24 protein-coding genes and 1 pseudogene are annotated in these 25,837 nt (G+C 63.5%); 19 read left to right on the forward strand and 6 right to left on the reverse strand.

Annotated elements, in window-relative coordinates; all coding sequences use genetic code 11:
- Nucleotides 1–339 precede the first annotated feature (339 nt).
- The 7 genes from P9230_RS09030 to P9230_RS09060 all read left to right on the forward strand — a co-directional run bounded on the left by P9230_RS09030 (nt 340) and on the right by P9230_RS09060 (nt 8,562).
- Nucleotides 340–801, forward strand: a complete 462-nt coding sequence (locus tag P9230_RS09030) for a MerR family DNA-binding transcriptional regulator (RefSeq protein WP_082980529.1) — start codon at nt 340–342, stop codon at nt 799–801.
- A gap of 230 nt (nt 802–1,031) precedes the next feature.
- Nucleotides 1,032–2,828 (forward strand): acyl-CoA dehydrogenase, encoded by a 1,797-nt coding sequence (locus tag P9230_RS09035; RefSeq protein WP_095826083.1) that lies wholly within the window; start codon nt 1,032–1,034, stop codon nt 2,826–2,828.
- A gap of 117 nt (nt 2,829–2,945) precedes the next feature.
- Nucleotides 2,946–3,389, forward strand: coding sequence for an endonuclease domain-containing protein (locus P9230_RS09040; protein WP_095826070.1), 444 nt, complete (start codon nt 2,946–2,948; stop codon nt 3,387–3,389).
- Nucleotides 3,386–4,555: an acyl-CoA dehydrogenase family protein gene (locus P9230_RS09045; protein ID WP_278118531.1), complete on the forward strand. Its 1,170-nt coding sequence runs from the start codon at nt 3,386–3,388 to the stop codon at nt 4,553–4,555. The genes P9230_RS09040 and P9230_RS09045 overlap by 4 nt, the downstream gene beginning before the upstream one ends.
- A 33-nt stretch (nt 4,556–4,588) precedes the next feature.
- Nucleotides 4,589–5,797 (forward strand): acetyl-CoA C-acetyltransferase, encoded by a 1,209-nt coding sequence (locus tag P9230_RS09050; RefSeq protein ID WP_278118533.1) that lies wholly within the window; start codon nt 4,589–4,591, stop codon nt 5,795–5,797.
- A 14-nt stretch (nt 5,798–5,811) separates the two neighbouring features.
- Nucleotides 5,812–8,031 (forward strand): 3-hydroxyacyl-CoA dehydrogenase NAD-binding domain-containing protein, encoded by a 2,220-nt coding sequence (locus P9230_RS09055; RefSeq protein WP_278118535.1) that lies wholly within the window; start codon nt 5,812–5,814, stop codon nt 8,029–8,031.
- 15 nt (nt 8,032–8,046) lie between these two features.
- Nucleotides 8,047–8,562, forward strand: a complete 516-nt coding sequence (locus P9230_RS09060; RefSeq protein WP_278118537.1) for a thioesterase family protein — start codon at nt 8,047–8,049, stop codon at nt 8,560–8,562.
- A gap of 12 nt (nt 8,563–8,574) precedes the next feature.
- Here P9230_RS09060 and P9230_RS09065 read toward each other — a convergent pair whose 3' ends face one another.
- The gene (locus P9230_RS09065; RefSeq protein WP_128203186.1) at nt 8,575–9,195 is read right to left on the reverse strand and encodes a flavin reductase; all 621 of its coding nucleotides are present in this window, start codon (nt 9,193–9,195) and stop codon (nt 8,575–8,577) included.
- A 251-nt stretch (nt 9,196–9,446) separates the two neighbouring features.
- Here P9230_RS09065 and P9230_RS09070 point away from each other — a divergent pair, with 251 nt between their 5' ends.
- Both P9230_RS09070 and P9230_RS09075 read left to right on the forward strand, forming a co-directional pair.
- Entirely contained in the window at nt 9,447–10,088 is a 642-nt protein-coding gene (locus P9230_RS09070) for a helix-turn-helix transcriptional regulator (protein ID WP_067322695.1), read from the forward strand.
- 10 nt (nt 10,089–10,098) lie between these two features.
- Nucleotides 10,099–10,983: a thermonuclease family protein gene (locus P9230_RS09075; RefSeq protein ID WP_245307476.1), complete on the forward strand. Its 885-nt coding sequence runs from the start codon at nt 10,099–10,101 to the stop codon at nt 10,981–10,983.
- Here the strand turns inward: P9230_RS09075 and P9230_RS09080 are convergent.
- Nucleotides 10,946–12,595 (reverse strand): lysine--tRNA ligase, encoded by a 1,650-nt coding sequence (locus tag P9230_RS09080; protein WP_095826066.1) that lies wholly within the window; start codon nt 12,593–12,595, stop codon nt 10,946–10,948. The two genes, P9230_RS09075 and P9230_RS09080, sit on opposite strands and share 38 nt — an antisense overlap.
- 167 nt (nt 12,596–12,762) lie before the next feature.
- On the opposite strand from P9230_RS09080, the gene P9230_RS09085 reads away from it, so the two are divergent.
- The gene (locus P9230_RS09085) at nt 12,763–13,173 is read left to right on the forward strand and encodes a tellurite resistance TerB family protein (protein WP_095826065.1); all 411 of its coding nucleotides are present in this window, start codon (nt 12,763–12,765) and stop codon (nt 13,171–13,173) included.
- On the opposite strand, the gene P9230_RS09090 is transcribed toward P9230_RS09085, so the two are convergent.
- A complete protein-coding gene (locus tag P9230_RS09090) occupies nt 13,170–14,042 on the reverse strand; it encodes a transporter substrate-binding domain-containing protein (RefSeq protein ID WP_095826064.1) in 873 nt (290 codons plus the stop codon). The two genes, P9230_RS09085 and P9230_RS09090, sit on opposite strands and share 4 nt — an antisense overlap.
- Nucleotides 14,043–14,261: 219 nt before the next feature.
- On the opposite strand from P9230_RS09090, the gene P9230_RS09095 reads away from it, so the two are divergent.
- The 3 genes from P9230_RS09095 (at nt 14,262) to P9230_RS09105 (ending at nt 16,665) form a co-directional block, all read left to right on the forward strand.
- Nucleotides 14,262–14,993 (forward strand): LuxR family transcriptional regulator, encoded by a 732-nt coding sequence (locus P9230_RS09095; protein ID WP_066996863.1) that lies wholly within the window; start codon nt 14,262–14,264, stop codon nt 14,991–14,993.
- Between the two features lie 276 nt (nt 14,994–15,269).
- Nucleotides 15,270–15,908 carry an acyl-homoserine-lactone synthase gene (locus P9230_RS09100; protein WP_066996739.1) on the forward strand — a complete coding sequence of 213 codons (639 nt, stop codon included), beginning with the start codon at nt 15,270–15,272 and terminating at the stop codon, nt 15,906–15,908.
- A gap of 10 nt (nt 15,909–15,918) precedes the next feature.
- On the forward strand, nt 15,919–16,665 hold the full coding sequence (locus tag P9230_RS09105; protein ID WP_095829196.1) for an enoyl-CoA hydratase-related protein: 747 nt from the start codon (nt 15,919–15,921) through the stop codon (nt 16,663–16,665).
- An 86-nt stretch (nt 16,666–16,751) separates the two neighbouring features.
- On the opposite strand, the gene ppk2 is transcribed toward P9230_RS09105, so the two are convergent.
- Nucleotides 16,752–17,657: a polyphosphate kinase 2 gene (gene ppk2 / locus P9230_RS09110; RefSeq protein ID WP_278118543.1), complete on the reverse strand. Its 906-nt coding sequence runs from the start codon at nt 17,655–17,657 to the stop codon at nt 16,752–16,754.
- Between the two features lie 185 nt (nt 17,658–17,842).
- Between ppk2 and P9230_RS09115 the strand changes: the two genes are divergently transcribed.
- From P9230_RS09115 to P9230_RS09125, 3 genes and pseudogenes are all read left to right on the forward strand, one after another.
- On the forward strand, nt 17,843–19,108 hold the full coding sequence (locus tag P9230_RS09115) for an ATP-binding protein (protein WP_278118545.1): 1,266 nt from the start codon (nt 17,843–17,845) through the stop codon (nt 19,106–19,108).
- Nucleotides 19,109–19,216: 108 nt separating this feature from the next.
- The gene (gene phoU, locus P9230_RS09120; RefSeq protein ID WP_278118547.1) at nt 19,217–19,942 is read left to right on the forward strand and encodes a phosphate signaling complex protein PhoU; all 726 of its coding nucleotides are present in this window, start codon (nt 19,217–19,219) and stop codon (nt 19,940–19,942) included.
- A 120-nt stretch (nt 19,943–20,062) separates the two neighbouring features.
- Nucleotides 20,063–21,072, forward strand: a pseudogene (locus P9230_RS09125) (magnesium and cobalt transport protein CorA).
- A 130-nt stretch (nt 21,073–21,202) separates the two neighbouring features.
- Here P9230_RS09125 and P9230_RS09130 read toward each other — a convergent pair.
- Nucleotides 21,203–21,721: a GcrA family cell cycle regulator gene (locus tag P9230_RS09130; RefSeq protein ID WP_066996757.1), complete on the reverse strand. Its 519-nt coding sequence runs from the start codon at nt 21,719–21,721 to the stop codon at nt 21,203–21,205.
- 357 nt (nt 21,722–22,078) lie between these two features.
- Here P9230_RS09130 and P9230_RS09135 point away from each other — a divergent pair, with 357 nt between their 5' ends.
- The 3 genes from P9230_RS09135 (at nt 22,079) to P9230_RS09145 (ending at nt 25,345) form a co-directional block, all read left to right on the forward strand.
- Nucleotides 22,079–23,278, forward strand: a complete 1,200-nt coding sequence (locus tag P9230_RS09135) for an aspartate aminotransferase family protein (RefSeq protein WP_278118549.1) — start codon at nt 22,079–22,081, stop codon at nt 23,276–23,278.
- A 15-nt stretch (nt 23,279–23,293) separates the two neighbouring features.
- On the forward strand, nt 23,294–24,205 hold the full coding sequence (gene argF, locus P9230_RS09140) for an ornithine carbamoyltransferase (RefSeq protein ID WP_095799366.1): 912 nt from the start codon (nt 23,294–23,296) through the stop codon (nt 24,203–24,205).
- 108 nt (nt 24,206–24,313) lie between these two features.
- Nucleotides 24,314–25,345, forward strand: a complete 1,032-nt coding sequence (locus tag P9230_RS09145; RefSeq protein WP_127247677.1) for an Hsp33 family molecular chaperone — start codon at nt 24,314–24,316, stop codon at nt 25,343–25,345.
- Between the two features lie 52 nt (nt 25,346–25,397).
- Here the strand turns inward: P9230_RS09145 and apaG are convergent, their stop codons facing one another.
- Nucleotides 25,398–25,790 (reverse strand): Co2+/Mg2+ efflux protein ApaG, encoded by a 393-nt coding sequence (gene apaG, locus P9230_RS09150; RefSeq protein WP_066996767.1) that lies wholly within the window; start codon nt 25,788–25,790, stop codon nt 25,398–25,400.
- Between the last annotated feature and the right edge of the window lie 47 nt (nt 25,791–25,837).

Genomic DNA, 25,837 nt, shown 5'->3' on the forward strand with positions numbered 1-25,837 from the left:
AAAACCGTGAAAAATTCGCTACAGGATAAACACGGGTGACCGACATGCGCACATTTCGCCCAACGTGGTAAACAAGGCGTTAACCAAGCTTAAGAAGTGGCGCATAATCCTGACCCGCCCGCCCCAATGGCATCCGAGTGCGGCATAAAGGAGTGTTTCCGACAACGCCCTTGCGTCAGGTGCCGGCTGTCGGTATAGAATTGACGTAAACGTAAAAGGTGCGAAGCCGTGCCTCTTGCGATTGAATTGTCGAAACCACGATTGGAAGCACGCCCCCGCTTCCACTCAGGCGACGTTTTGGTCCGTGACCGCGACGCCATCAGGGGAAAGCCAGTGACCATGAAACTTGTTTCGCCCGGCGAAGCCGCGGCCAATAGCAATCACATATCGGTCGAGACCGACGAAGAATTCGTCCGTATCGGCGAGATGGCCAAGAAGTACGGCGTGACCTTGCGCACGCTGCGATTCTACGAGGACAAGGGCCTGCTCAATCCGAAGCGCGACGGCTCGACCCGTCTCTACACGCGCCGCGACAAGGCCCGGCTGAAGCTGATCCTGCTCGGCCGCAAGGTCGGTTTCTCGCTGCGGGACGTCAAGCAGATGATGGATCTTTACGATCCGACCGGATCCAACACCAAGCAGTTGCGGCTGGCGCTCGACAAGTCCGAGAAGCAGCTTGCCCGCTTGCAGAAGCAGCGCGCGCTGATCGATGAGGCTATCAGCGACCTGAGCAATTCGATGGCGATCGTTCGCCAGATGCTGGCCGAGCGGGCCGCGCCGCAGGCAAGCGCCGCCGGCTGATCTCACGCTAACGGCATAGCCTAGGATAGAGAAAGCCGCGTGGCTGCAGCCGCGCGGCTTTTTTGTTGCCTTGGAGCGAGCGCTAATCAAAAATTTCGGGCTGCGACGAAGTTGACGTTTACGCAAACGTCAATATTTGCTATCGGGGGCATCGACATTGGCTCGGCCTCCCATCCACATCCGGATCGGAAACTTGCTGGCCGGCCGGGACCGCAAGGGTGGAGGAAGGCATGACGATCTACAGGGCGCCCGTCCAGGACACGCTGTTCGTGCTCAACGACGTGCTCGGCTACCAGCGCTATTCTAATCTTCCGGGCTTCTCGGACGCTACGCCGGACGTCGTCGAGGCGATTCTTGCCGAAGGCGCCAAGCTAGCCGAAAACGTCATGCATCCGCTGAACCGGGTCGGCGATATGGAAGGCTGCGTGCGCCATGAAGACGGTAGCGTGACCACGCCCAAGGGATTCAAGGACGCTTTCAGCCAGTATCGCGAGGGCGGCTGGATGGGCCTAGCGGCACCGGCCGAGTTCGGTGGCCAGGGTCTGCCCTATACAGTCCACACCGCGGTCTCCGAATACATGGTGTCCGCCAATATGGCGCTGATGATGTATCCCGGCCTCACGCAGGGCGCGATCGCGGCCATTGTCACCCATGGCACGGACGAGCAGAAGGCCACCTGGTTGCCCAGGCTGATCGAGGGCGCCTGGACCGGCACCATGAATCTCACCGAGCCGCATTGCGGCACCGATCTCGGCCTGCTGCGCACCAAGGCGGTGCCCAATGGCGACGGCACCTACAGGATTTCCGGCCAGAAGATATTCATCTCCGCCGGCGAGCACGACATGGCCGACAACATCGTCCATCTGGTGCTGGCCCGCGTCGAAGGGGCGCCGGAAGGCGTCAAAGGCATCTCGCTGTTCATCGTGCCGAAGTTCAAGCTCGACGACTCGGGCAATGTCAGCGCGCGCAACGCGCTCTCCTGCGGCTCGATCGAGGAGAAGATGGGCATCCACGGCAACTCGACCTGCGTCATGAACTATGACGAGGCCGAAGGCACTTTGCTCGGCGAGTTGAACGGTGGCCTGAAGGCCATGTTCACGATGATGAACGAGGCCCGCCTGGGCGTTGGTCTGCAAGGGCTCTCGGTCTCGGAGATCGCCTATCAGAACGCGGTGTCTTACGCCAAGGACCGCCTCCAGGGGCGCTCGCTGTCGGGCATCAAGGCACTGGACAAGAAGGCCGACCCGATCATCGTCCATCCCGATATCCGCCGCTCGCTGATGACCATGAAGGCGTTCAACGAGGGCGGCCGAGCGCTGGCGCTGTGGACGGCGATCAAGTCGGACGTCGCGCACCGCTCCGGTGACGAAAGGGACCGCCAGTCGGCCGACGACTACACCGGTCTGCTGACGCCGGTGGTCAAGGGCGTGCTGACTGACAAGGGCTTCGATCACGCCGTGATGGCGCAGCAGGTGTTCGGCGGCCACGGCTACATCGAAGAACACGGCATGAGCCAGTTCGTCCGCGATGCCCGCATCGCCATGATCTATGAAGGCGCCAACGGCATTCAGGCGCTTGATCTGGTCGGCCGCAAGCTGGCGCAGAATGGCGGCCGCGCCGTGCAGGCCTTCTTCAAGGAGGTCGGCGAATTCTGCGAGGAAAACCGCGCTGACGACAAGATGGCGCCCTTCACCAAGGCGCTGAAGAAGGGCCTCAACGACCTGCAGGCGGCGACCATGTGGCTGGTGCAGAATGCCATGGCCAAGCCCGACAATGCGGGCGCCGCCTCGACCGACTACATGCATCTCTTCGGCCTGGTGGCATTGGGCTACATGTGGGGCCAGATGGCCAAGGCCGCCCAAACGAAGCTCGCCGAAGGTGCCAATGGGGCCGCGTCGTTCTACGACAACAAGCTGGTGACGGCGCGCTTCTTCATGGAGCGGATCATGCCGGAGAGCGCGACGCGCCTCGCCCGCATTTCCAGTGGCGCGGATACGCTAATGGCGCTGCCGGCGGAAGCGTTCTAGAAATGCTCGGCGTCCCCCTCCCCTTGAGGGGAGGGTGGCCCGAAGGGCCGGGAGGGGTCGCCCGCGACGAACTCGACGCCAATTCTGGCGACGCACCCTGGGAGAAGGACTAACACAATGCCCCGCACGCGGGTCAGTTTCGAGATGCGACAGAAAGCGTGCTCGCTTCGTCTGCACACGGCGAAGGCCGAGTCCCTGCTGTGGTACGAATTGCGCGAGCTGACGGCTGATGGCCTGAAGTTCAGGCGGCAATCGCCGATCGGCCCGTACATTGTCGATTTCGTCTGCCCGAAGGTCAAACTGATCGTCGAGGTCGACGGCGACCTGCACGAAACCGAAGCTGGCAGACGTCATGATGTGAACCGCGACGCCTGTTTGCCGTCACTCGGGTATGTCGTTGTCAGGATTGATGAGCCTGATGTCATTAACAGTGCATGGCATGTGGCGCAGTTTGTTAAGGACAAGGCCGAGCACCTCATCGGCGACCCCTCCCGGCCGCTTCGCGGCCACCCTCCCCTCAAGGGGGAGGGGGACGCCGGCGCAGTGGAGGAAACAGCATGACAAATCCAGCCGAAGTTCTTGGCCTGCCGAAGCCCGCCTGGGCGGCGGACGAAGTCGGCATGCTCTACGAGATGGCGAGCCGCTTCATGTCGGAGGAGATCGCGCCGCGCTACGAAGAGTTCGAGAAGAACGAGATTTTCGACCGCGAGAGCTGGCTGAAGGCGGGCGCCGCCGGCCTGCTCTGCGCCTCTATGCCGGAGAAATATGGCGGCTCCGGCGGCACCTTCGCGCATGAGAGCGCCATCATCGAGGCTATCGGCCACGTCGGGGTCGACGGCTTCGGCATCGGCCTGCACAACTCGATCGTCGCGCCGTACATCCTGCATTACGGCTCCGAGGAGCAGAAAGAAAAATGGCTGCCGAAAATGGCGACCGGGGAGCTGATCGGCGCCATCGCCATGACCGAGCCCGGCGCCGGCTCCGACCTTCAGGGCGTCAAGACCCGTGCCGAGAAGGACGGCAATCACTACAAGATCAACGGCTCCAAGACCTTCATCACCAACGGCCAGCTTGCCAACCTGATCATCGTCGTCACCAAGACCGATCCGGACAAGGGCGCCAAGGGCACCTCGCTGATCGTCGTCGAGACCGACGAGGTCGAGGGCTTCGAACGCGGTCGCAACCTCGACAAAATAGGGCTCAAGGCCAACGACACCTCCGAGCTGTTCTTCAACGACGTGCGCGTGCCGACCTCCAACCTGCTCGGCCATGAGGAAGGCAAGGGCTTCGTCCAGCTGATGCAGCAATTGCCGCAGGAGCGGCTGCAGATCGGCACCGGCGCGATCGCCATGATCGAGCGGGCGCTGGCGCTGACCATCGACTACGTCAAGGAGCGCAAGGCCTTCGGCAAGGCGATCATCGATTTCCAGAACACCCAGTTCAAGCTGGCCGAGCTGAAGACCGAGGCCACGATCGGCCGCGTCTTCTACAACGACTGCGTCGCCCGCCACATCGACGGCGGCCTCGACCCGGTCACCGCCTCTATGGCCAAATACTGGCTGTCCGACCTGCAGGGCAAAGTCGTCGACGAATGCCTTCAACTGCATGGCGGCTATGGCTACATGAACGAATATCCGATCGCCCGCATGTTCCGCGACGCCCGCGTCCAGCGCATCTACGGCGGCACCAACGAGATCATGAAATTGCTGATCGGGCGCTCTCTCTGAGCGCAGCGACCGGCAAATCCAAGGAGCACGAAAATGGCCGAAGCTTACGTCTATGACGCCGTGCGCACGCCGCGCGGCAGAGGCAAGAAGGATGGCTCGCTGCACGAGGTGCCGGCGGTGCGGCTCGCGGCAAAGACGCTTGAGGCGCTGCGTGACCGCAACGCGCTCGACACCGGCACGGTCGACGACATCATCTTCGGCTGCGTCGATCCGGTCGGCGAAGCGGGCTCGGTCATTCCGCGCGCCGCCGCCTTCGAGGCCGGCTACGACACCAAGGCGCCCGGCATGCAGATATCGCGCTTCTGCGCTTCCGGACTCGATGCCATCAATTTCGGCGCCGCCAAGATCGCGCAAGGCGCGGACGAGATCGTCATTGCCGGGGGCGTAGAATCCATGTCGCGTGTCGGCATGGGCATGTCCGGCGGCGCCTGGTTCATGGACCCCTCCGTCGGCCTTCCCGGCTGGTTCGTGCCGCAGGGCATCTCGGCCGACCTGATCGCGACGAAATACGGGTTCAGCCGCGACGACGTCGACGCTTACGCCGTCGAGAGCCAGAAGCGCGCCGCCAAGGCGTGGGAGGACGGCCGCTTCAAGAATTCGGTGGTCCCGATCAAGGACCAGAACGGCCTCACCATACTCGACCGTGACGAGCACATGCGGCCTTCGACCGACATGCAGTCGCTCGCCTCGCTCAATCCGTCCTTCGTCATGCCGGGCGAGATGGGCGGCTTCGATGCGGTGGCCGTGCAGAAGCATCCGGAAGTCGAGGAAGTGAACCACGTCCACCATGCCGGCAACTCATCCGGCATCGTCGACGGCGCCGCTGCTGTACTGCTCGGCTCCAAGAAGGCCGGCAACGCCATGGGCTTGAAGCCCCGCGCGCGCATCCGCTCGTTCGCCAATATCGGTTCCGAGCCGGTGCTGATGCTGACCGGCCCGGTCGACGTCACCGAAAAGCTCTTGAAGCGTGCCAAGATGAAGCTGTCGGACATCGACCTGTTCGAGCTCAACGAGGCCTTCGCTTCCGTTGTGCTGCGCTACATGCAGGCCTTCGACATCCCGCATGACCAGATCAACGTCAATGGCGGCGCGATCGCCATGGGCCATCCGCTCGGCGCCACCGGCGCGATGATCTTCGGCACGGTGCTGGACGAGCTGGAGCGCCGGGACCTGAACACCGCGCTGGTCACGCTCTGCATCGGCGCCGGCATGGGCACTGCCACCATCATCGAACGCGTCTGACGGGGAGAGAAAAGATGAGCTACACCAATTTCACCCTCGACATGGACGCCGATGGGATCGCGCTGGTCACCTGGGACATGCCGGGCCGCTCGATGAACGTCTTCACCGAAGAGGCGATGCGCGAGCTCAACGCCATCGTCGATCGTGTGGCGGGCGACGCCGCCATCAAAGGCGCGGTCATCACCTCCGGCAAGGACAGCTTCTCCGGCGGTGCCGACATCACCATGCTGCAGAAGATGCTCGCCACCTTCGCCGTCGAAAAGGAAAAGGACCTCGAAAAGGCGACCAAGGCGCTGTTCGACAATGCCGGTTACATGACCGGTCTGTTCCGCAAGATCGAGACCTGCGGCAAGCCGTGGGTGTCGGCGATCAACGGCACCTGCATGGGCGGCGCCTTCGAGATGTCGCTCGCCTGCCACGGCCGCGTCGCGGCCGATTCCGACAAGGTGAAGATGGCGCTTCCCGAGGTGAAGATCGGCATCTTCCCGGGCGCCGGCGGCACCCAGCGCGTGCCGCGGCTGACCGATCAGCAGCAGGCGCTGCAGATGCTGACCAGCGGCCAGAATCTGACGCCGCAAAAGGCGAAGTCGATGGGCCTGATCCACGAGATCGCCGAGCCGAAGAAGCTTGTCGAGACCGCCAAGGCGATGATCAAAAACGGCCTGAAGCCGGTGGCGCCATGGGACGAAAAGGGTTTCAAGCTGCCCGGCGGTCCGATCTATTCGGCGGCCGGCGCCAATCTCTGGCCGCCGGCCATCGCCATCCTGCGCCGCGAGACCTTTGGCAACTATCCGGCGGCCGCCGCGATCCTGAAATGCGTCTATGAGGGCCTGCTGGTGCCCTTCGACACCGGGCTCCGGATCGAGCAGCGCTACTTCACCGAGATCATGCAGACCAAGGAAGCGGCGGCGATGATCCGCTCGCTTTTCGTGTCGCTGCAGGAACTGAACAAGGGCGCGCGCCGCCCGACCGGCGTGCCGGACAGCAAGTTCAAGAAGATCGGCATACTCGGCGCCGGCTTCATGGGCGCCGGCATTGCCTATGTCACGGCCAGGGCCGGCATTCCGGTCGTGCTGCTCGACCGCGACATGGAGTCGGCCGAGAAGGGCAAGGCGCATTCCGACAGCCTGATTTCGGACCAGGTGAAGAAGAGCCGCGCCAAGCCCGAAGAGAAAGACAGGTTGCTGTCGCTGATCACGCCGACGGCCGACTATGCCGATCTTGCCGGCTGCGACCTTGTCGTCGAGGCGGTGTTCGAGGATTCAGGCGTGAAGAAGCTCGCCACCGAGAAAGCGGAAGCGGCGCTGAAGTCCTCGGCGATCTTTGCCTCGAACACTTCCACCATTCCGATCACCTCGCTGGCGAAGAACTCGGCGCGGCCGAAAAACTTCATCGGCATCCACTTCTTCTCGCCCGTCGACAAGATGATGCTGGTCGAGATCATCCTCGGCAAGAAGACCGGCGACAAGGCGCTCGCGGTCGCGATCGACTTCGTACGCGCCATCAAGAAGACGCCGATCGTCGTTAACGACACGCGCGGCTTCTACGTCAATCGCTGCGTGCTGCGCTATATGTCGGAAGCCTACAAGATGCTTATCGAAGGCGTCCCTGCGGCGATGATCGAGAACGCCGCCAAGGCCGCCGGCATGCCGGTCGGCCCACTGGCGCTGACCGACGAGACGGCGATCGACCTTGCCCAGAAGATCATGAAGCAGACCATCAAGGATCTAGGCGAGAAAGCCGTCGACCCGAAGCAGATGGCGCTGATCAACACCATGGTCGACACGCATGGCCGCTTCGGCCGCAAGAACGGCAAGGGCTTCTACGACTATCCTGCCAAGCCGGCGAAGAAGAAGCTGTGGCCGGGTCTCAAGGATCTCTATCCGCAGCTGAAGCCCGAGAAGGTCGACTACGAGGAGCTCAAAGAGCGCCTGCTGGTCACCATCGCCCTGGAGGCGGTGCGCGTCATGGAGGAGGGCATCGTCACCGATCCGCGCGAGGCGGACGTCGGCTCGATCCTCGCCTTCGGCTTCGCGCCGTTCACCGGCGGCGCGCTCTCCTACATCGACGGCATCGGCGCCAAGCGTTTCGTCAAGATCGCCAAGGGCCTGCAGAAGAAATACGGGGCCGAGTTCAAGACGCCCAAGCTTTTGCTCGACATGGCCGAGAAGGGCGAGACTTTCTACCAGCGCTTCGACCCTTACCAGAAGGGCGAGGTCAAGAAGGCTGCCTGACGGCGCCTCGCGCGCATGATGGCCACGGCGCGTAGCCGTGGCCCTTATAAAATCGGCGATCAGAGCCGGCTGGCCTTTCGCTGCCTGCCGACCGACATCGATTTCAACAGCCATCTCAACAATGCCCGTTACATGATGCTGGCCGATCTTGGCCGCATCGATGTCTTTCTTCGCATCGGTCTTGTCGCGCTCGCGCGACGCAACGGCTGGGCGCCGATGATCGGCGGGCTGCAATCGGCCTATGTGCGCGAGATCAGGCTGTGGCGCCGCTTCGAGGTGGTGTCGTCGATCGAGACCTGGGAAGGCACTTCGGTGATCGGCAAGCACCGCTTCGTCCTCGACAATGGGGAGACGGCGGCGCTGATCCTGACCACCGGCGGCGTCTATGACCGGCGCGGTGGCCGCTTTCTCGAAATTGAGGAGGTCGTCGCGGCGCTCGGCCATTCGGCGGAACCGCGCCCGCCGACCGAGCCCGAGCGGGCACTCATGATCTCGCACCGGAACCTGCGCGAAGAGGCCAAGCGGGCCTGATCGAGCAAGCGTTCAATGTTCGGCCCGGAAGGTTTTGCCCAGATCGACCGCGTCGCCAAAATAGTGCCGGAACACATAGAACAGCGGATTCCATCGCGCAGTGTCGATGTGGTTCGTTCCCGGCAAGACGATGCTGCTGTGCGCATGTACTCGCTGCACGTCTACCTCCATGATGAGGTGCGTCGAGGATGCGCCTTGCTGCTTCGCGCTGCGATGGCAGGTCAGCAGGCGTGTTTCGAACTGCAGGGGACATTCTGCGATGCGCGGCGTCAGGATCAATTCGCTGGGCTGGATCGCAAAGCCGCCTAAAGCGAACTTGTCGGCGTCATGAACGAACCCCAATTCGGCCTTATGGGGTGGAACTGGATTCGCACCCGTGGTGCGCGCGATCCGTTCGACATTCGCCCAGAGGCTGGCCGCGGGAAAATTGAGGGTGCATTCGCCATCCTGCAGAAGATTGATGGCGCCCTGGGTCGCCGAACTCAAGCCGAGGACCACGCATGAACCCAAGGCCCACGCGGACGACATGGGTGTAATGTTGGCGGTGCCGTCATGGTTTCGGGTAACCATCAGGACGACAGGCGTCCCAAAATACAGAACGGATGGGGCGATGCATTGGTGGTTCGGCAACATGAGCAGTCCTTCGCAATTCGAGAACCGTACCCTACCAAGCTTGCGCACCGAGACGTTTCGGCCGGGGTCGAACGATGCATCGCGCACGCGGCGACATGTCGGTGCCGGCGCCCGGCTCAGGATCGAGCCCGTCAATCTTGCGGAAGCGGCGACTTTCTCTGCAATCCGCTGTTCGCGCCGGTGGACAATTGAATGGTCGCGCGTTAGACAGCAGTGAGGCATTTTTTCCTGTTTTTCGAAGGAGAGCGGACTTGCTCTCACACGATCGCGTCTGGGCCGCAATCGATGCTCTTGCCGAACGCTATTCGCTCTCGGCCTCTGGTCTCGCCCGCCGCGCGGGCCTCGATTCGACCGCCTTCAACAAATCCAAGCGCCTGTCCTCCGACGGCCGGCCGCGCTGGCCTTCGACCGAATCGCTGGCCAAGATCATCGAGGCCACCGGCGCCTCGCTGGAAGAATTCACCGTGCTGGTTGAGGGTCACGGTGCCTCCGCCGCGCCGCCGCCGCGTATGGCCGTGCCGCTGCTTGGCTTCGCCCAGGCCGGTGCCGGCGGTTTCTTCGACGATGCCGGCTATCCCTCAGGGCAGGGCTGGGATCTGGTCGAGCTTCCGGCGCGGGCGGCGGAAACCTCCTATGCGCTGAAGGTCCAGGGCGATTCCATGCTGCCGCTCTACCGCAATGGCGACGTGCTGATCGTCGAGCCGGGCGCGCCGACGCGCAAGGGCGACCGCGTCGTCGTCAAGACCACCGCCGGCGAGGTGATGGCCAAGGTGCTCGACCGGCAGACCGCGAAGTCGGTTGTGCTGGTCTCGCTCAACCCCGCTCACCCGGACCGCGATATCCCGATGAGCGAGGTCGAGTGGGTGGCGCGGATCGTCTGGGCAAGCCAGTAGGTCCGGGCTGGTGCGGGTCCTCCATCTTGCCCTGGCGCTTGTGGCGGTTCCGGCAATGGCGGCGCTGGTCGTCGCCGGAGGCCACTCGCTGAAGGGCAGCGAAAGCGTCGTCGCGGTCGATCAGATCGATCCGGCCAGTGCACTTCCGGGGCAAGACGCCGATGTGGCGCCTCGGGAATCGATAACTGCGGAACCGGCGACGTCCGCCATTCTGGCGCCTGCCGCGCCGCAGCCGCCGAAGCCGGTGGCGCATTCGCGGGCGATCGATCCCGACGTGGTGGCGCCACCCGAAGTGCCTGCCGAGGAACTGGAACGGGTCGAGCCGCGCGCGCCGCTCAGCGATCTGGCGCTGGCCGGTCCGCCCAGGCCGCGGAAAACGAAACTGCCGGATGGCGAGGAGGGCACCAAGTTGCTCCAGCCCGTCGCCACCGCCGCCGGCCTGATCAAGGCCAAGGATTATTCCATCGCCGTGTCGGGCATCGACATCGTCAAAGAGGACGAGACCTGCAGCGACGAAGGCAAGTCATGGGACTGCGGGGTTCGCGCCAGGACGGCATTCCGCGCTTTCCTGCGTGGCCGGACCCTGGTCTGCTCAGTGCCGCCGCAAGACGGGCAGAAGGCCATCGCGGTCAAGTGCTGGGTCGGCAACAAGGATGTCGGTCTGTGGCTGGTGGAAAACGGCTGGGCCCGCGCGGCGCCAGGCGGCCCCTATGTCGAGGCGGGCGACAAGGCGCGCGCGGCGAGGAAAGGCATTTTCGGCGCCGCTCCGAATCTCGGCGGCCTGCCGGCATTGCCGGCCGCCACCGGCCCGGCGCCCGCCGCGCCGAGTTCCATCCTGCCGGCGGAAGATGGCGACGTTACGCAGCCAGCTGACCAGCCAGAGCCCGCTCAATGAGCGCGCGCGTCTCCGTAATGCCGTAGAGCGCCGCGAAAGAGCCGAAACGCGGCCCCCGTTCCTGTCCGATCAGCACCTGATAGATCATCTGGAAGAAGGCGACCGACACGCCGGGTCCGCCTTCCGGGCTCTGCTTGGAATGGTCCTGATAGCGCTCGATCCGCCGCGCGACGTTGAGCGCCGCGTTCTGGATCGCCTCGCCGTCCGCGCTCTGCGGCAGCTCGCCGAGCGCTTCCGAAAGCTTCGCCAGCGCCTCGCGCTCCACCTCGTCGGCGGCGCGATAGACCTTGGTCGGCTTCACGAAGTCGTCGAAATAGCGGATGGCATACCCGGTCAGCCGGTCGAGCTCGGGGTGCGTCTGCGGCGTCACCCCGGACGCATGGCGCGAGATGAAACCCCACAGCACCGCCTTGTCATGCGCGTTGGAGGCGCTGACCAGATTGAGCAGCAGCGCGAAGGGGACCGGCAGGTCGATGGCCGGCGGATTGCCGTCATGCATGTGCCAGACCGGGTTGCCGAGCCGCTCCTTCCACTCCTGGCGCGGATAGGCGGACAGGAAGGCGTAATATTCGTCGACCGCCTTCGGGATAACGTCGAAATAAAGCTTCTTGGCCTGCCGCGGCCGCTGGTACATGTAGAGGCCGAGGCTCTCGGTGGGCGCATAGGTCAGCCATTCGTCGATGGTGAGCCCATTGCCCTTCGACTTCGAGATCTTCTGGCCGTTCTCGTCGAGGAATAGTTCGTAGACGAAATGCTCCGGCGCGCGGCCGCCGAGGATGTTGCAGATGCGGTCGTAGATTGCCGCGTTGGTCTGGTGGTCCTTGCCGAACATTTCGAAATCGACGCCGAGCGCTGCCCAGCGCATGCCGAAATCCGGCTTCCACTGCAGCTTCACATGGCCGCCGGTGACCGGCAGCGTGGTCTCGCTGCCTTCGTCGTCGAAGGTGATGGTGCCGGCCTTGGCGTCGACATGCTTCATCGGCACGTAGAGCACGCGGCCGCTTTTCGGCGAGATCGGCAGGAATGGGCTGTAGGTCGCCTGGCGCTCTTCGCCGAGCGTCGGCAGCATCACCGCCATGATCTCGTCATAGCGCTCGGCGGCGCGCAGCAGTACTTCGTCGAAGCGCCCGGACTTGTAGTATTCGGTCGCGCTGGCGAACTCATAGTCGAAGCCGAACGTGTCGAGGAAGCGGCAGAGCATCGCGTTGTTGTGGTCGGCAAAGCTCGCATAGCCGCCGCCGAACGGATTGGGCACCGATGTGAGCGGCTTGTGCAGGTAGGGCTCGAGCGCCGCGCGATCGGGCACGTTGTCGGGAATCTTGCGCATGCCGTCCATATCGTCGGAGAAGCACAACAGCTTGGTCTTGACCGTGTCCTGCGTCAGCACGCGGAAGGCGTGCCTCACCATCGTGGTGCGCGCCACCTCGCCGAAGGTGCCGATATGCGGCAGGCCGGACGGGCCGTAGCCGGTCTCGAACAGGACGGTATCGGGAAAGTCCCTGTTCTTGTAGCGGGCAATGATCTTCTTGGCTTCTTCGAACGGCCATGCCTTGCTTTCGGCGGCGGCCGCAAGCATCTCGGCATTGAGATCGATGATGTTTGATCCCGTCATGTCACTTTCCAGGTAATCTGCCGGCCAGATGTGTCGGCTTGGGCGCGTAAAGATTTTCACCCGGTCTCTAGGCGCGACGGGCCGGAGCGTCAACGATTTGCGGCGCTTTTCCTTGCGGCGCCTCACTGCCAATCCTACGTTGAAGCCTCACCATCAAGGAGTTTTGAATGCCTTTGACGCCGCACGAAGCCCTGATCTATCTCATGGTCATCACTTCGGCATCCGACCGCGACATGACCGATGTCGAACTGGCGCGGATCGGGGACGTCGTCCGTTCTTGGCCCGTGTTTGTCGATTTCAACAGCGACAGCCTGGTCGGCGTGGCTCAAGCGTGCCAGCAGGCTCTGCACGACAAGGACGGGCTGGAAGGCGTCCTCGCGCGCGTCGCCGATGCGCTGCCGGAGCGGTTGCGTGACACCGCCTATGCCGCCGCTTTCGAGGTCGCGGCAGTCGATCTCGAAATGCGCATGGAGGAGTTGAGGGTGCTGCAGCTCATCCGACGGAAGCTCGATCTCGACACGCTCACCGTGGCGGCGATCGCCCGTGCGGCGAAGGCCCGCCTGCGCACACTGACTTAGAAAAAGCTCACCGGAAAATAGCGCAGGTAGAACTCGGCGAAGGTTCCCTTGATCGAGATTTCCTGCAACGCGTAGTCGAAGGCGGCGGCCAGCGCCGGGTCGCCCGCCCTGGTGGCGATCGCCATGCCCGAGCCCAGATATTCGGGCGCCAGATAAGGGCCGCCGGCGAAGCGGCAGCAGCCGGCGGCTTCCGAGCCGCCGAGCCAGAAGGCGAAGCGCATGCCGTCGCCGAAGGCGGCGTCGATCCTGCCGGCCTTGAGGTCCGCGTAGAGGTCCTCGGCCTTGTCGAAGGGCACGACCTGCACCGTGCTGAAATAGTCGCGCAGCATCTTCTCATGCGCCGAGCCGGCGATGACGCCCACGCGCTTGCTGCGCAGCTTGTCGAGGATCGGCTCGGTAAACGCCTTGGCCTTCGGCATGATGAAGCGCGCCGGGAACTGCAGATAGGAACGCGAGAAGGCGTATTTCTCGCGGCTTTCCGGCGTCGCCGCGATGCCGGCGATGATCGCCTCGCCTTCGCCTTTCCGCAGCGCGTCGTCGAGATCGTTCCAGGGCAGCGCCTGGATCTGGCATTTCTCGACGATGCCGAGTTCGGCGCAGATCGCCCGCGCCAGGTCGATGTGGAAACCCGACAGCCGGCCGGAGCCGTCGAGGAAGTTGAAAGGCGGAAAATCGGTGGTGGTGAGGAATCTCAGCCTCGGCAACGCCGAAAGATCGGGCTTCGGCAGCCGCTCCTTGGCATCCCACAGCACCGGAACCTGCGGCTCCGCCGCGCGAGTCGCGTCGGCAAATGGCAACGCTCCGATCAGCGCCGACAGGAGGGCCAGAAATATCCATCGGAATGGCACGATAACGCTCCGCCCAATCATGTCCTTGGCTTTTCGTACGAAAACAGTGCAGGCACAATTGTTTTTGATTTCAAACGGGCGAATTCGGCGTATGGTTTAGTGCGTTTGCAAGTTTCAGCGCGCGCCCGCAACAGGGGCAGGTGTCGCGAAGAAACTTGTGGTCCGGGGTTGATGGCGAAGGGTGGTTCGGGCATCTACGATCGGTACGAAAAGCAGAAGCAACATGGGGTAGATGTTGCGATGAGCATGTTCGATAGAACTCTGGAATACATCGACCAATTACAGCACGCCAACACTGCTGCGGCAGTGTGCGAGCGGCTGCTCGGCGTCACCTCGAGTTTCGGGCTGACGGCGCTGATGGCCGGAACGGTCCCGCAACCCGGCACGCCGCGCGGCCAGCAGAAGGACCATGTGCTGCTCTGCGACTGGCCGGGCGAGTGGCTGGAGCGCTATGTGGCGCGCAACTATGTCGACCATGATCCGGTCGTCAGCCACATGAAGCAATTGCAGGCCCCGTTCCAGTGGCGGGAGGCTTCCCAGGCCATCGTCATCGACAAGAGCAGCGACGAGGTCATGGGCGACGCCCGCGAGTTCAAGCTGCGCGACGGCCTCGCCTTCCCGCTGGTCACGCTCGACGGCCAGATCGTCATGGTCTCGCTGGGTGGCGAGTCCGTTGAACTGTCGGACGTCGAATTCGGAATGGTCTCGCTGGTGTCCACCTACGCCATCGGCCGCGCCATGCAGCTTCACACGATGGCCGGCAAGGTCGTCGACCACATCGAACTCACACCGCGTGAGCGCGAATGCCTGCAATGGGCAGCTGTCGGAAAGTCCGAGTGGGAAATTTCGCAGATTCTCGGCATTTCGGAGCATACCTCCGAGAAACACCTTCTCAACGCGAAGAGCAAACTGGGCGCCGCTAACCGTGTGCAGGCAGTCGCCGAGGCGATCAGGCGTGGCTATATTAGCTAAATCGGCCGTGCTGGCCCAGAAACGGTCCCATGCGCATTCGCGTAATATTTTAAGCAAGGGCGAGCGGTGTCCTTGTCTTAAGAGAGGGCTAATACTTTCTTAACGCCAAAGCAAACTGGGCGTCGCCATCCGCGTGCAGGCGGTCGCGGAGGCAGTTAGGCGCGGCTATATTGGCGGGGTCGGTCGGTGCCGACCTAAAAATTCTTGCCTACGCGATCGCGTAATATTTTCCGGAGAGCCCGGCCGTATCTTCCTCTCAAGCCCAGGAGACGGCTAATGCTTTTTTCCCTCACAACTCAGGAATTGATGGAGCGCCCCGATCTGTGGGAAGCGGTTCACCGCCTGCGCTACAAGATCTTCGTCGAGGAGATGGGCTGGACCGATCTCGACCGCCCGGACGGCCTCGAGATCGACCAATTCGATCATGACGAGGCCGAGCATCACCTCGTCATCCGCAACGGCGAGCTAGCCGGCTATCAGCGCATGCTGCCGACGACGCGGCCGCATCTACTGACCGATGTGCTGACGGACCTCTATGAGGGGACGCCGCCCTCGGGGCCGCGAGTCTGGGAGCTGACCCGCTATGCGGTGGCGCCGGGCTTCCGTGATGGCAAGCGCGGCGTCTCGACGGTCGGCACCGAGCTGATCGCCGGTTTCGTCGAATGGGGCCTCAAGCGCAACGTCAACCAGGTCATCATCGAGTTCGAACCGATGTGGGTGCTGCGCGCGCTGCAGCTGCACTTCCTGGCAACGCCGCTCGGTTACCAGCGCACCTATGGCAACCAGCAGGTGGTGGCGACGCTGCTCACCTTTTCCGAGCATACGCTGGAGGTGGTGCGCCAGCGCCGCAACCACTTCCCGCCGGTGCTGATGAGAGGCTATCCCGGCCAGCTCGGCCTCAGACAGGCTTCGTGAGGAGGTTGTCATGAGCTTCCACCCCGAACCTGAGCTGCGCGGCCACACGCTGGTCGTCACCGTGTCCTCGCATGACGGCCGGCCGGTGCTGGACAGGCACGCCTATGCGAGCCTCGCCAGGACCTTCCACGAGGCCGCCGTCAACGACGAGATTCGCGTGGTCGTGCTGCGCGGCCTCGCCGGCTGCTTTTGCCTCGGCGGCGATTTCTCGGAGTTCCTCGACGCCGCCAAGCACCAGCAGCTGATTGCCGCCGTCACCGATATGTTTCGCAGGCTTGCGACCTTTCCCAAGCCGGTCCTTGCCTGCGTGGACGGGGACGCCGTCGGCGTCGGCTGCACCATCTTGTTCCACTGCGACATGGTGATCGCCTCCAGGGGCAGCACGTTCAGGGTGCCGTTCGTCGATTTCGGCCTGGTACCGGACGCGGCGACCAGCATCCTGGCACCCCAGAAGCTCGGCTATGCCGGCGCCTTCCGCTTCTTTTGCCTGGGCGACACGCTGGGCGTCGACGACGCCAAGGCGCTCGGCCTTGTCGGCGAGATCGTGGAAGGCAGCGCCGAGGAAATGGCCTTGGCGCGGGCAAGGCAGCTTGCCAAGAAGCCGGTTGCCGCGCTGTTGCAGACCCGCGGCCTGCTCAAGGGGGATACGGACGTTCTGTGCGACCGCATCGACCATGAGATATCGCTGTTCCAGCAAGCGCTGCAGGACGACGCCACGCTGAAACGTTTGCAGCGGATCGCCCGCCTCGCGGCGTGACACCTTGGTGGAAAGTCTCAGCGCCGCGTACCCGCGAAGGTGCGCGGCGCTGTAATGTTGGCCGCCGGCCACGGGCACGGTGCAAGCTATTTCTCCAGGAACGACGGGCCTTCCCCGATGATCTTCTTGTCGGGCTTGCCGACGGCGTCGAGGTCGCGGCCGTCATAAGGCAAGGACAGAAGGATACGCTGGATTACCGCAAGCCGCGCACGGCGCTTGTCGTTGGCGCGCACGATGATCCAGGGTGCGAACTCCTTGTGAGTGCGCTCGAACATCAGGTCGCGCGCCTTGGTGTAATCGTCCCATTTGCTGATGCCGGCGACGTCGATCGGCGAGAATTTCCAGTTCTTCAATGGCGACCAGCGGCGATCATGGAACCGTTCAAGCTGCGTCTCGCGACCGATGTTCAGCCAGAATTTGAAGAAGTGGATACCCTCGTTGCAGATCATGCGCTCGAAATGCGGCGTCTCGTCGAGGAATGTCTCGTGCTGGTCCGGGGTGCAGAATCCCATGACCGGCTCGACGCCGGCGCGGTTGTACCAGGAGCGGTCGAAGGTGACGAACTCGCCGGAGGTCGGGAAATGGTCGACATAGCGCTGATAGTACCACTGGCCATGCTCCGTCGGCGTCGGCTTGGTCAGCGCCACGTTGCGCGCCGTGCGCGGGTTCATGTACTGCCGCAGCACGAAGATCGTGCCGCCCTTGCCAGCCGCGTCGCGCCCCTCGAACAGCGCCAACACCCGTTTGCCGGTCGCCTGCAGCCAGGCCTGCGCCTTGACCAATTCGATCTGCAGCCGCTCGAGTTCCTCGTCGTACTCTTCACCCTTCATCTTCTTGTCGTAGGGATAGCCGCCGGCGGTCAGCTTGGTGTCCTCGATCCAGTCCGGCAGCACCGGGTTGTCGATGTCGAACTCGCGTTCCTTACCGCCTATCCTCATCTTGATCGGTCCTGCGGCAGGCGCCGCGTCGGCATTTCCCTCGGCTTTTTTCATCGGGACGAACCTTTTCAGCTTGCGGACTCGTGCTATGGGAGCCTCTGAGGCGTTGCGTCCGACCGGACGCGCGGTAGCACTTTGATTTTGCGCATGAACACTCTAGAAAATCGATTCCGATTTTTGGGGGTCATGCGCAGGTCCAGTCGGCTGACCTTTCACCGACGTGAGATACGAGGCAGCGCATGGTCGATAAGGGCGCAGACCAGAAAGGCGCAGCGCGGGCAGCCATAGCCCGGCTGCGGCGCAGCCGCTGGTTGCTGGCCGCGGCCCTGGTCGCGGTCCTCGGCGTCTATGGTTTCGGCGGCCTTTCGATCTTTGTGCCTCTGCTGGCCCTCGCGTTGCTGGTCGCGGCCGCAATGCTGCCGACCGCCGCCGAGCGCCAGTCAGCCGGCGGGACTGCCGCCGTCGAAGTCGGCGGGCTGCAGCGGCTGTCCGGCGAATATCTGGCCGCCGCCGTTGCCGATCCGCTGATCATCTTCGACCGGACCGCCACTATCGTCCACGCCAACGCCGCCGCCTTCGCCGCCTTCGGTGGGCTGGCGCCCGGCATGTCGCTATCGCTCAAATTCCGCGCTCCGGAAATGCAGGCTTTGCTTGACGGGATCGTCCCGGGAACTATGGCGTCCGATGTCGTCGACTACACGGAAAAGCTGCCGGTCGAGCGCACATACCGGGTGAGCGCGTCCTCGGTCGGCCATGGCACCGATCTCTACGTGCTGGTGTTCAAGGATCAGAGCGAGGCGCGCCGCATCGACCGCATGCGCGCCGACTTCATCGCCAATGCCAGCCATGAGCTGCGCACTCCGCTCGCCTCGATCGCCGGCTTCATCGAGACGTTGCGCGGGCCTGCCCGCAACGACGTGGCGGCGCGCGACCAGTTCCTGCAGATCATGCAGAACCAGACGGGCCGCATGGCGCGCCTGATCGACGACCTGTTGTCGCTGTCGCGGCTGGAGATGAAACCCTATCTGCGGCCGGGAACCGAAGTCGACCTTCGACAGACCATCGACAGCGTCATCGACTCGCTCGCGCCGCTGGCCAACGAGAACGGCATCGCCATCGAGCGCGACTTCATCGATGGGCCGATTTCCGTGCCAGGCGACCGCGACGAGCTCTTCCAGGTTTTCGAGAACCTGCTGGAGAATGCCTGCAAATACGGCCAGTCGGGCGGGCGTGTCACCGTGTCGATCGCACACGCCGAGGACGGCCACGACCCAGGCATCGACGTGACCATAAGGGACTATGGTCCAGGCATTGCCGAGGAACACATCCCCCGCATCACGGAGCGCTTCTACCGCGTCGACGTGGAAAACAGCCGGACTCAGAAAGGCACCGGCCTTGGCCTTTCGATCGTCAAGCATATATTGACACGTCATAACGCAAGGCTGTCGATTAAGTCGGAAGTCGGCAAGGGCGCGGCGTTCACGGTTCATTTGCCGGCTGAGTGATTCCATATTGGTTGGCAACCGGCATTTTCTTTTTTCTGTCATCCGGCTCGCGTATCAGCGGCAGATTGAGGGAACGCACCAGCGGGCAGAAACCGAGAAGGCATATCGATGCAGTCCGTCCACATTGTCAGTGCCTATGACGAAGAACTGAAATTCCTGTCGAAGCGCATCGCCGCCATGGGCGGGCATGCCGAGCGCATGGTCGAGCAGGCTATCGCGGCCCTCGTGAACGCCGATCCGGGTTTGGCACAGAAAGTCATCCAGGACGATCTCGTTCTCGACGAGGGACAGCGCGAGATCGACGACAAGGCGATCGTCATCATCGCCAGGCGCCAGCCGATGGCGACGGACCTGCGCGAGATCGTCGGCGCCATCCGCATCTCGGCCGACATCGAGCGCGTCGGCGATCTCGGCAAGAACGTCGCCAAGCGCGTCGCGGCGGTCATTGACGGCCGCCAGCCGAGCAGCCTCTTCCGCGGCCTCAAGGCGCTAGCCGATCTGGCGTTGACGCAGCTTAAGGAAGTGCTCGACGTCTATGCCTCGCGCTCGGTCGAGAAGATCGGCTTCGTGCGCGACCGCGACGACCAGATCGACGCCATGTACACTTCGCTGTTCCGTGAACTTCTGACCTATATGATGGAAGATCCGCGCAACATCACCCCCTGCACCCACTTGCTGTTCTGCGCCAAGAACATCGAGCGGATCGGCGACCACGCCACCAACATCGCCGAAACCATCTATTACATCGTCACCGGCGACCAGATGCCAGCCGAGCGGCCGAAGGGCGACAAGACCGACCAGGTGGTGTTGCCTGGCCACGTATCGGCCGGGTGACGCGGTATCGGCGACCCAAGATCGGCCAAGTGGAGGGCGGCCACTCGAACGGCCTTCTAATTTAGGCTAAGCTCCTCCAGGTGCGGCAATTTTGTCAGTCGCCGGCTCGGGAGGTTTGCGATGGAACAAGTTCGAAACTTGACCCCGGCCCTGCAGCCGACATCCGGCATTGTTGCGTCCAGCGTCTATTCCGCCGGCAAGCGCGTCGCCGACATTACGATCGAAGAGGCCGGCATATGGGCGGCAAAGCCCGGCCACGTCGTCTGGATCGGCCTGCTCGAGCCGGACCGCAACCTGCTGCTTAGGGTGCAGGCGCAGTTCCACCTGCATGATCTGGCGATCGAAGACGCCGAACATCCGCATCAGCGGCCGAAAATCGAACAGTATGGCGATGCCTTGTTCATCGTCGCCCGCACAGCGCAACTGATCGATGGCCGCGTCACCTTCGGCGAGACGCATCTCTTCGTCGGCACCGGCTATATCGTTAGCGTCAGGCATGGCCCGTCGACCTCCTACGCCGCGGTGCGCCAGCACTGGGAAAGCTGCCCGTCCTCGCTCGCCAAGGGCGAGGATTTCGTCCTCTATGCCATTCTCGACTTCATTGTCGACAACTACATGCCTGTGCTCGAGCAGATCGAGGACGAGGTCGAGCAGATCGAGGACAAGGTGCTGCTGAAGCCGATGAGCGGTGGCGACATCGAGCGGCTCTACATGCTGCGCCGCGATCTGCTCAGGCTGCGCAACGCGGCGCTGCCGCTGGTCGAGGTCTGCCGCCGGCTGACCAGCGCCGAACTGCCGCAGATCCATGCCGCCATGCATCCGCTGTTCCGTGACGTGACGGACCACATCCGCACCGTGCAGGAAAAGATCGACAGCCTGCGCGAGGTGCTCGCCTTCGCCTTCGAGGCAAGCCTTCTGGTCGGACAGAGCCAGGAAACGGCCATCTCCAAGAAGCTGGCCTCATGGGCGGCCATCCTGGCGGTGCCGACGGCCTTCGCCGGCATTTACGGCATGAATTCGACGACATGCCTGAACTGAAGATGGAATACGGCTACCCGACAGTCCTGGCCGCCATCGCGCTGATCTGCGCGTTCCTGTATTGGCGGTTCAGGAAGAATGGATGGCTGTGAAATAGCGAATAGGGAGTAGCCAATAGCGATAAAGAAGCTTGTGCCGGACTGCCGATGTTATTCCTATTCGCTATTCGCTATTCGCTATTCGCTATTCGCTATTCGCTATTCGCTATTCGCTATTCGCTATTCACCGACTCCGCCGCCGCTCAGCCGCCGGCTGGAACGCCACCCTTGCATGGTATTTGCAGTACGGCCCGGTTTCGCCAGCGTCGTTGCCGCAGAAGCTGAAGTCTTCCGACAGCGGATCGCCGTTGGGCCACTTGCAGGTGCGCTCGGTCAGCTCGACGAGCTGCAGGTTGCGCGAGATTGGCACGACAACGTTCTCGACCGGGCGGATATAGTGGCGCGCCACCGGCTCCGCCTCGAACTGCACCTGCAGAGCGGTGGCGCCGATGGAGGCCGTCACATGACGGGCAGCGCTGGCGGCACGAGCCACGGACTTCTGCATAGAGGCGCCCTGCGTGGCCTTCTTCTGCCGTGCCGGCGCCGCGGTCGCGCGGCCGCGGCCCGACAGTTTCAGGCGATGCACCTTGCCGATGACGGCATTGCGGCTCACACCGCCGAGCTGCGCGGCGATCTGGCTGGCGCTGAGACCCTCCGACCACAATTTCCTGAGAAGTTCGACCCGCTCGTCAGTCCAGTTCATGAGACCGCGCTCCTGCTGAGGCGTGCGGCGGCCAGAATCCTTTCCCGAGCCGGCTCCCGCCGGGCAAACGACACCACATGTACCGGGTGATTAGATCCGCCGCACGAAATCTAGTTATTTCTCGACTACAATTACCTTATGCGCTGACTCGGTGACAAGAGTCCCCAGGGCAACACCGATTCGGTTTTTACGGTTTTCCCCAACTTGCCCAACCGCTGATGGGCCGGCGTGGCGCTGGAGCCTTGCCGCGCGCTTCTGCGCGACCTTTTCGTTGACTTCATGGCCGAAAAACATGATAAGCCGCAAAGGCCGCCGCATTGGCGGCTTTTTTGATTTCCGGTTCCGGAGACGCATATAATGAGCGGTTCGGCGCTTTACGAGACTTTTGCTCGCGTACCCCTGGCCTTCGACCGCGGGGAGGGGACCTGGCTGGTCACCGACAAGGGCGAGCGATATCTCGACTTCGCCGGCGGCATCGCCGTGAACTCGCTGGGCCACAGCCATCCGCATCTGGTCGCGGCGCTCACCGGGCAGGCGGCCAAGCTGTGGCACGTCTCCAATCTCTACGAGATCCCGGAGCAGCGCCGGCTGGGCGAAAGGCTGGTCGATGCAACCTTCGCCGACAAGGTGTTCTTCACCAATTCGGGCGCCGAGGCGCTGGAATGCGCCATCAAGTCGGCAAGGCGCTATCAGTTCGTCAAAGGCCATCCGGAGCGTTTCCGCATCATCACTTTCGAGGGCGCCTTCCACGGCCGCACGCTGGCGACGATCGCCGCCGGCGGTCAGTACAAATATCTCGAGGGTTTCGGTCCGAAGGTCGAGGGCTTCGACCAGGTCGCGTTCGACGATATCGATGCCGCCGAGAAGGCGATCACACCGGAAACCGCGGCTATCCTGATCGAACCGGTGCAGGGCGAGGGCGGCATCCGCCCGGTGCCGACGCAGTCGTTGAAGCGGCTTCGGCAGCTCTGTGACCGGCACGGCCTGCTTCTGATCTTCGACGAGGTCCAGTGCGGCATCGGGCGCACCGGCAAGCTGTTCGCGCATGAGTGGGCGGGCGTCACGCCTGACCTGATGGCGATCGCCAAGGGCATCGGCGGCGGGTTTCCGATGGGTGCCTGCCTCGCGACCGACGAAGCGGCGGCCGGCATGACGGCCGGCGTGCACGGCACCACTTTCGGCGGCAATCCGCTGGCGATGGCGGTGGGCAATGCCGTGCTCGACGTCGTGCTGGCCGACGGCTTCCTCGAGGACGTTCAGCGCAAGGCATTGTTGCTGAAGCAAGGACTGGCGGCGGTCGCCGACGAATTTCCCGAGGTCATCGAAGGCATCCGGGGAAGCGGGCTGATGCTAGGGCTGAAATGCGCCATGCCCAACGCCAAGGTTAACATGGCGCTGCGCGACCAGCACTTGCTTGCGGTGCCGGCGGGCGACAACGTCATCCGGCTTTTGCCGCCGCTCACCGTCACCGACGAGGAGATCGGGGAGGCGCTGAAACGCATTCGGTCGGGCGCCAAGGGCCTGACCGACGCGATTACGGCCGAAGCCGCGAAGTAGTTCTGGAATCTGCCGATGAGCGTTCGTCACTTCACCGACCTGTCCGCCGTTTCCGCAGGCGATCTGCGCGTCATGCTGGACGATGCGATGGCGCGAAAGACCAGGCTCAAGGCCGGCGAGCGTTCGAAGCCGCTCGAGGGCAAGGTGCTGGCGATGATCTTCGACAAGCCTTCGACGCGCACGCGCGTTTCCTTCGACGTCGGCATGCGCCAACTCGGCGGCGAGACCATCATGCTGACCGGCACCGAGATGCAGCTCGGCCGTTCTGAAACCATCGCCGACACCGCCAAGGTGCTGTCGCGCTATGTCGATGCCATCATGATCCGCACCACCTCGCATGACCGGTTGCTGGAACTCACCGAAAACGCGACCGTGCCGGTGATCAATGGGCTGACCGACGATACCCATCCCTGCCAGCTGATGGCCGACATCATGACCTATGAGGAGCATCGCGGTCCGGTGGCCGGCAAGACCTTCGCCTGGACAGGTGACGGCAACAATGTGCTGCACTCGCTTCTAGAAGCCTCGGCGCGGTTCCGCTTCAACCTCAATGTCGCCGTGCCGGAGGGCAGCGAGCCGTTCGAGAAATATGTCGACTGGGCGAAGGCCAATGGCGGCAAGGTGAGGTTTGCCGGCTCGGCCGAAGAGGCCGTCGACCAGGCCGATTGCGTCGTCACCGACAGCTGGGTGTCGATGGGCCAGGAGCATCGCGCCCGCGGCCATAACGTCTTCCTGCCCTACCAGGTCAACGCCGCGCTGATGGCGAGGGCGAAGTCCGACGCGCTTTTCATGCACTGCCTGCCTGCGCATCGCGGCGAGGAGGTCACCGACGAGGTGATCGACGGACCGCATTCGGTGGTCTTCGACGAGGCCGAGAACCGGCTGCACGCCCAGAAGGCGGTGCTGGCCTGGTGCCTGGGCGCTTGACCGGGGTCGACTTGATCCGCGCCAACTTGATCCCGGGATGTGTGATGCCTATTTGCGGGCCATCACTGAAATCGAACGCGCTTCGACCCATGCCGCCTGGAAAGCGGGATGGATGCGCCCCGGAGTTTTGTCATGCTGGAAACGCTTTCCTTGGCTGAGCATCAACCCAAACTCGGCGAATTCGGCTTCGCAGGCGACGACCATGTCGTGCCTTACGAAGTAGCGCCCCTGGATGTGCGCGGCCGCACGGTGCAGCTCGGGCCGATGCTCGACGCCATTCTCAGCCGCCACGATTATCCCGAGCCGGTCGCGCGCCTGCTGGCGGAGGCCTGCGTGCTCACCGTGCTGCTCGGCACGTCGCTGAAATTCGAGGGCAAGTTCATCCTGCAAACCCGCACGGACGGACCGGTCGACATGCTGGTGGCGGACTTTACCACGCCGCATTCGTTGCGCGCCTATGCGCGCTTCGACGCCGACCGGCTGCAGGCGCTGATTGCCTCGGGCGAGATCTCGCAGGAGAAGCTGCTCGGCACCGGCGTCCTGGCCCTGACCATCGATCAGGGCGCGCACACGCAGCGCTATCAGGGCATCGTCCAACTCGACGGCACATCGCTGGAAGAAGCCGCGCGCACCTATTTCCGCCAGTCGGAGCAGATCCCGACCGATCTGAGGATGTCGGTTGCGAAGCTGGTGACCCCGGGCCCGGGCGGGGCCCGCGAGCAATGGCGCGCCGGCGGTATCCTGGCGCAGTTCCTGCCGCAGGCGCCCGAACGCATGCGCGTGCCCGACATTTCGGGCGGGGATGGCGATCCGCGAGACGTGGCGCACGAACCGGCCGACAATTCCTGGCGGGAACTCTTGGCGCTGCTCGGCACCATTGAGCCGACCGAGCTCATCGATCCGACGGTGGGCGCCGAGCGGCTGCTCTACCGGCTGTTCCACGAGCACGGCGTGCGCGTCTTCCGCGGTGTGCCGGTTGCCGACCAGTGCTCCTGCTCGCGCGACAAAATCCGAGGCATTCTCGAAGGCTTTTCGGCCGAGGAGATCAAGGACTCGACCGAGGACGGCGGCATCCATGTCGCCTGCGAGTTCTGCTCGACGCAGTACGACTTCGATCCGGCGGAGTTTGCGGCGGAGTGAGAAAGCTCCGGTTCCTCGCCCCCGCTTTGCGGAGGCGGGGAACTCGAGTTCTTTAATTCACCGTCCTCTTCGTCCCCGGCATATCGAGCGAGAAAGCCGGAATGGCGACGTCGAACGTTTCGCCGCGGCCGTTGCGCATCGTGTAGTGGCCGACCATGATGCCGGATGGCGTCGAGAGCGGGCATCCCGACGTGTACTGATAGCTGTCGCCGGGGTTGAGCTCCGGCTGGTCGCCGACCACGCCCTCGCCGCGCACCTCTTCGACTCGGCCACGCCCGTCGGTGATGTGCCAGTAGCGCGACAGAAGCTGCACGAACTCGTCCGACCGGTTGTCGATCGTCACCTGGTAGCCCCATACATAACGGTTCTCGGACGGATCGGAACGGTCCTCGAGATAGAACGGCCTGACCTGCACTTCGATGTTGCGCGTCACGGCGCGATACATGAGCCACTCCGGTGCCGCAGGGAACATTTTAGCGCGCTTCGCGGTTC

The sequence above is a fragment of the Mesorhizobium sp. WSM4887 genome (assembly GCF_029625865.1).
Classification (GTDB): Bacteria; Pseudomonadota; Alphaproteobacteria; order Rhizobiales; family Rhizobiaceae; genus Mesorhizobium.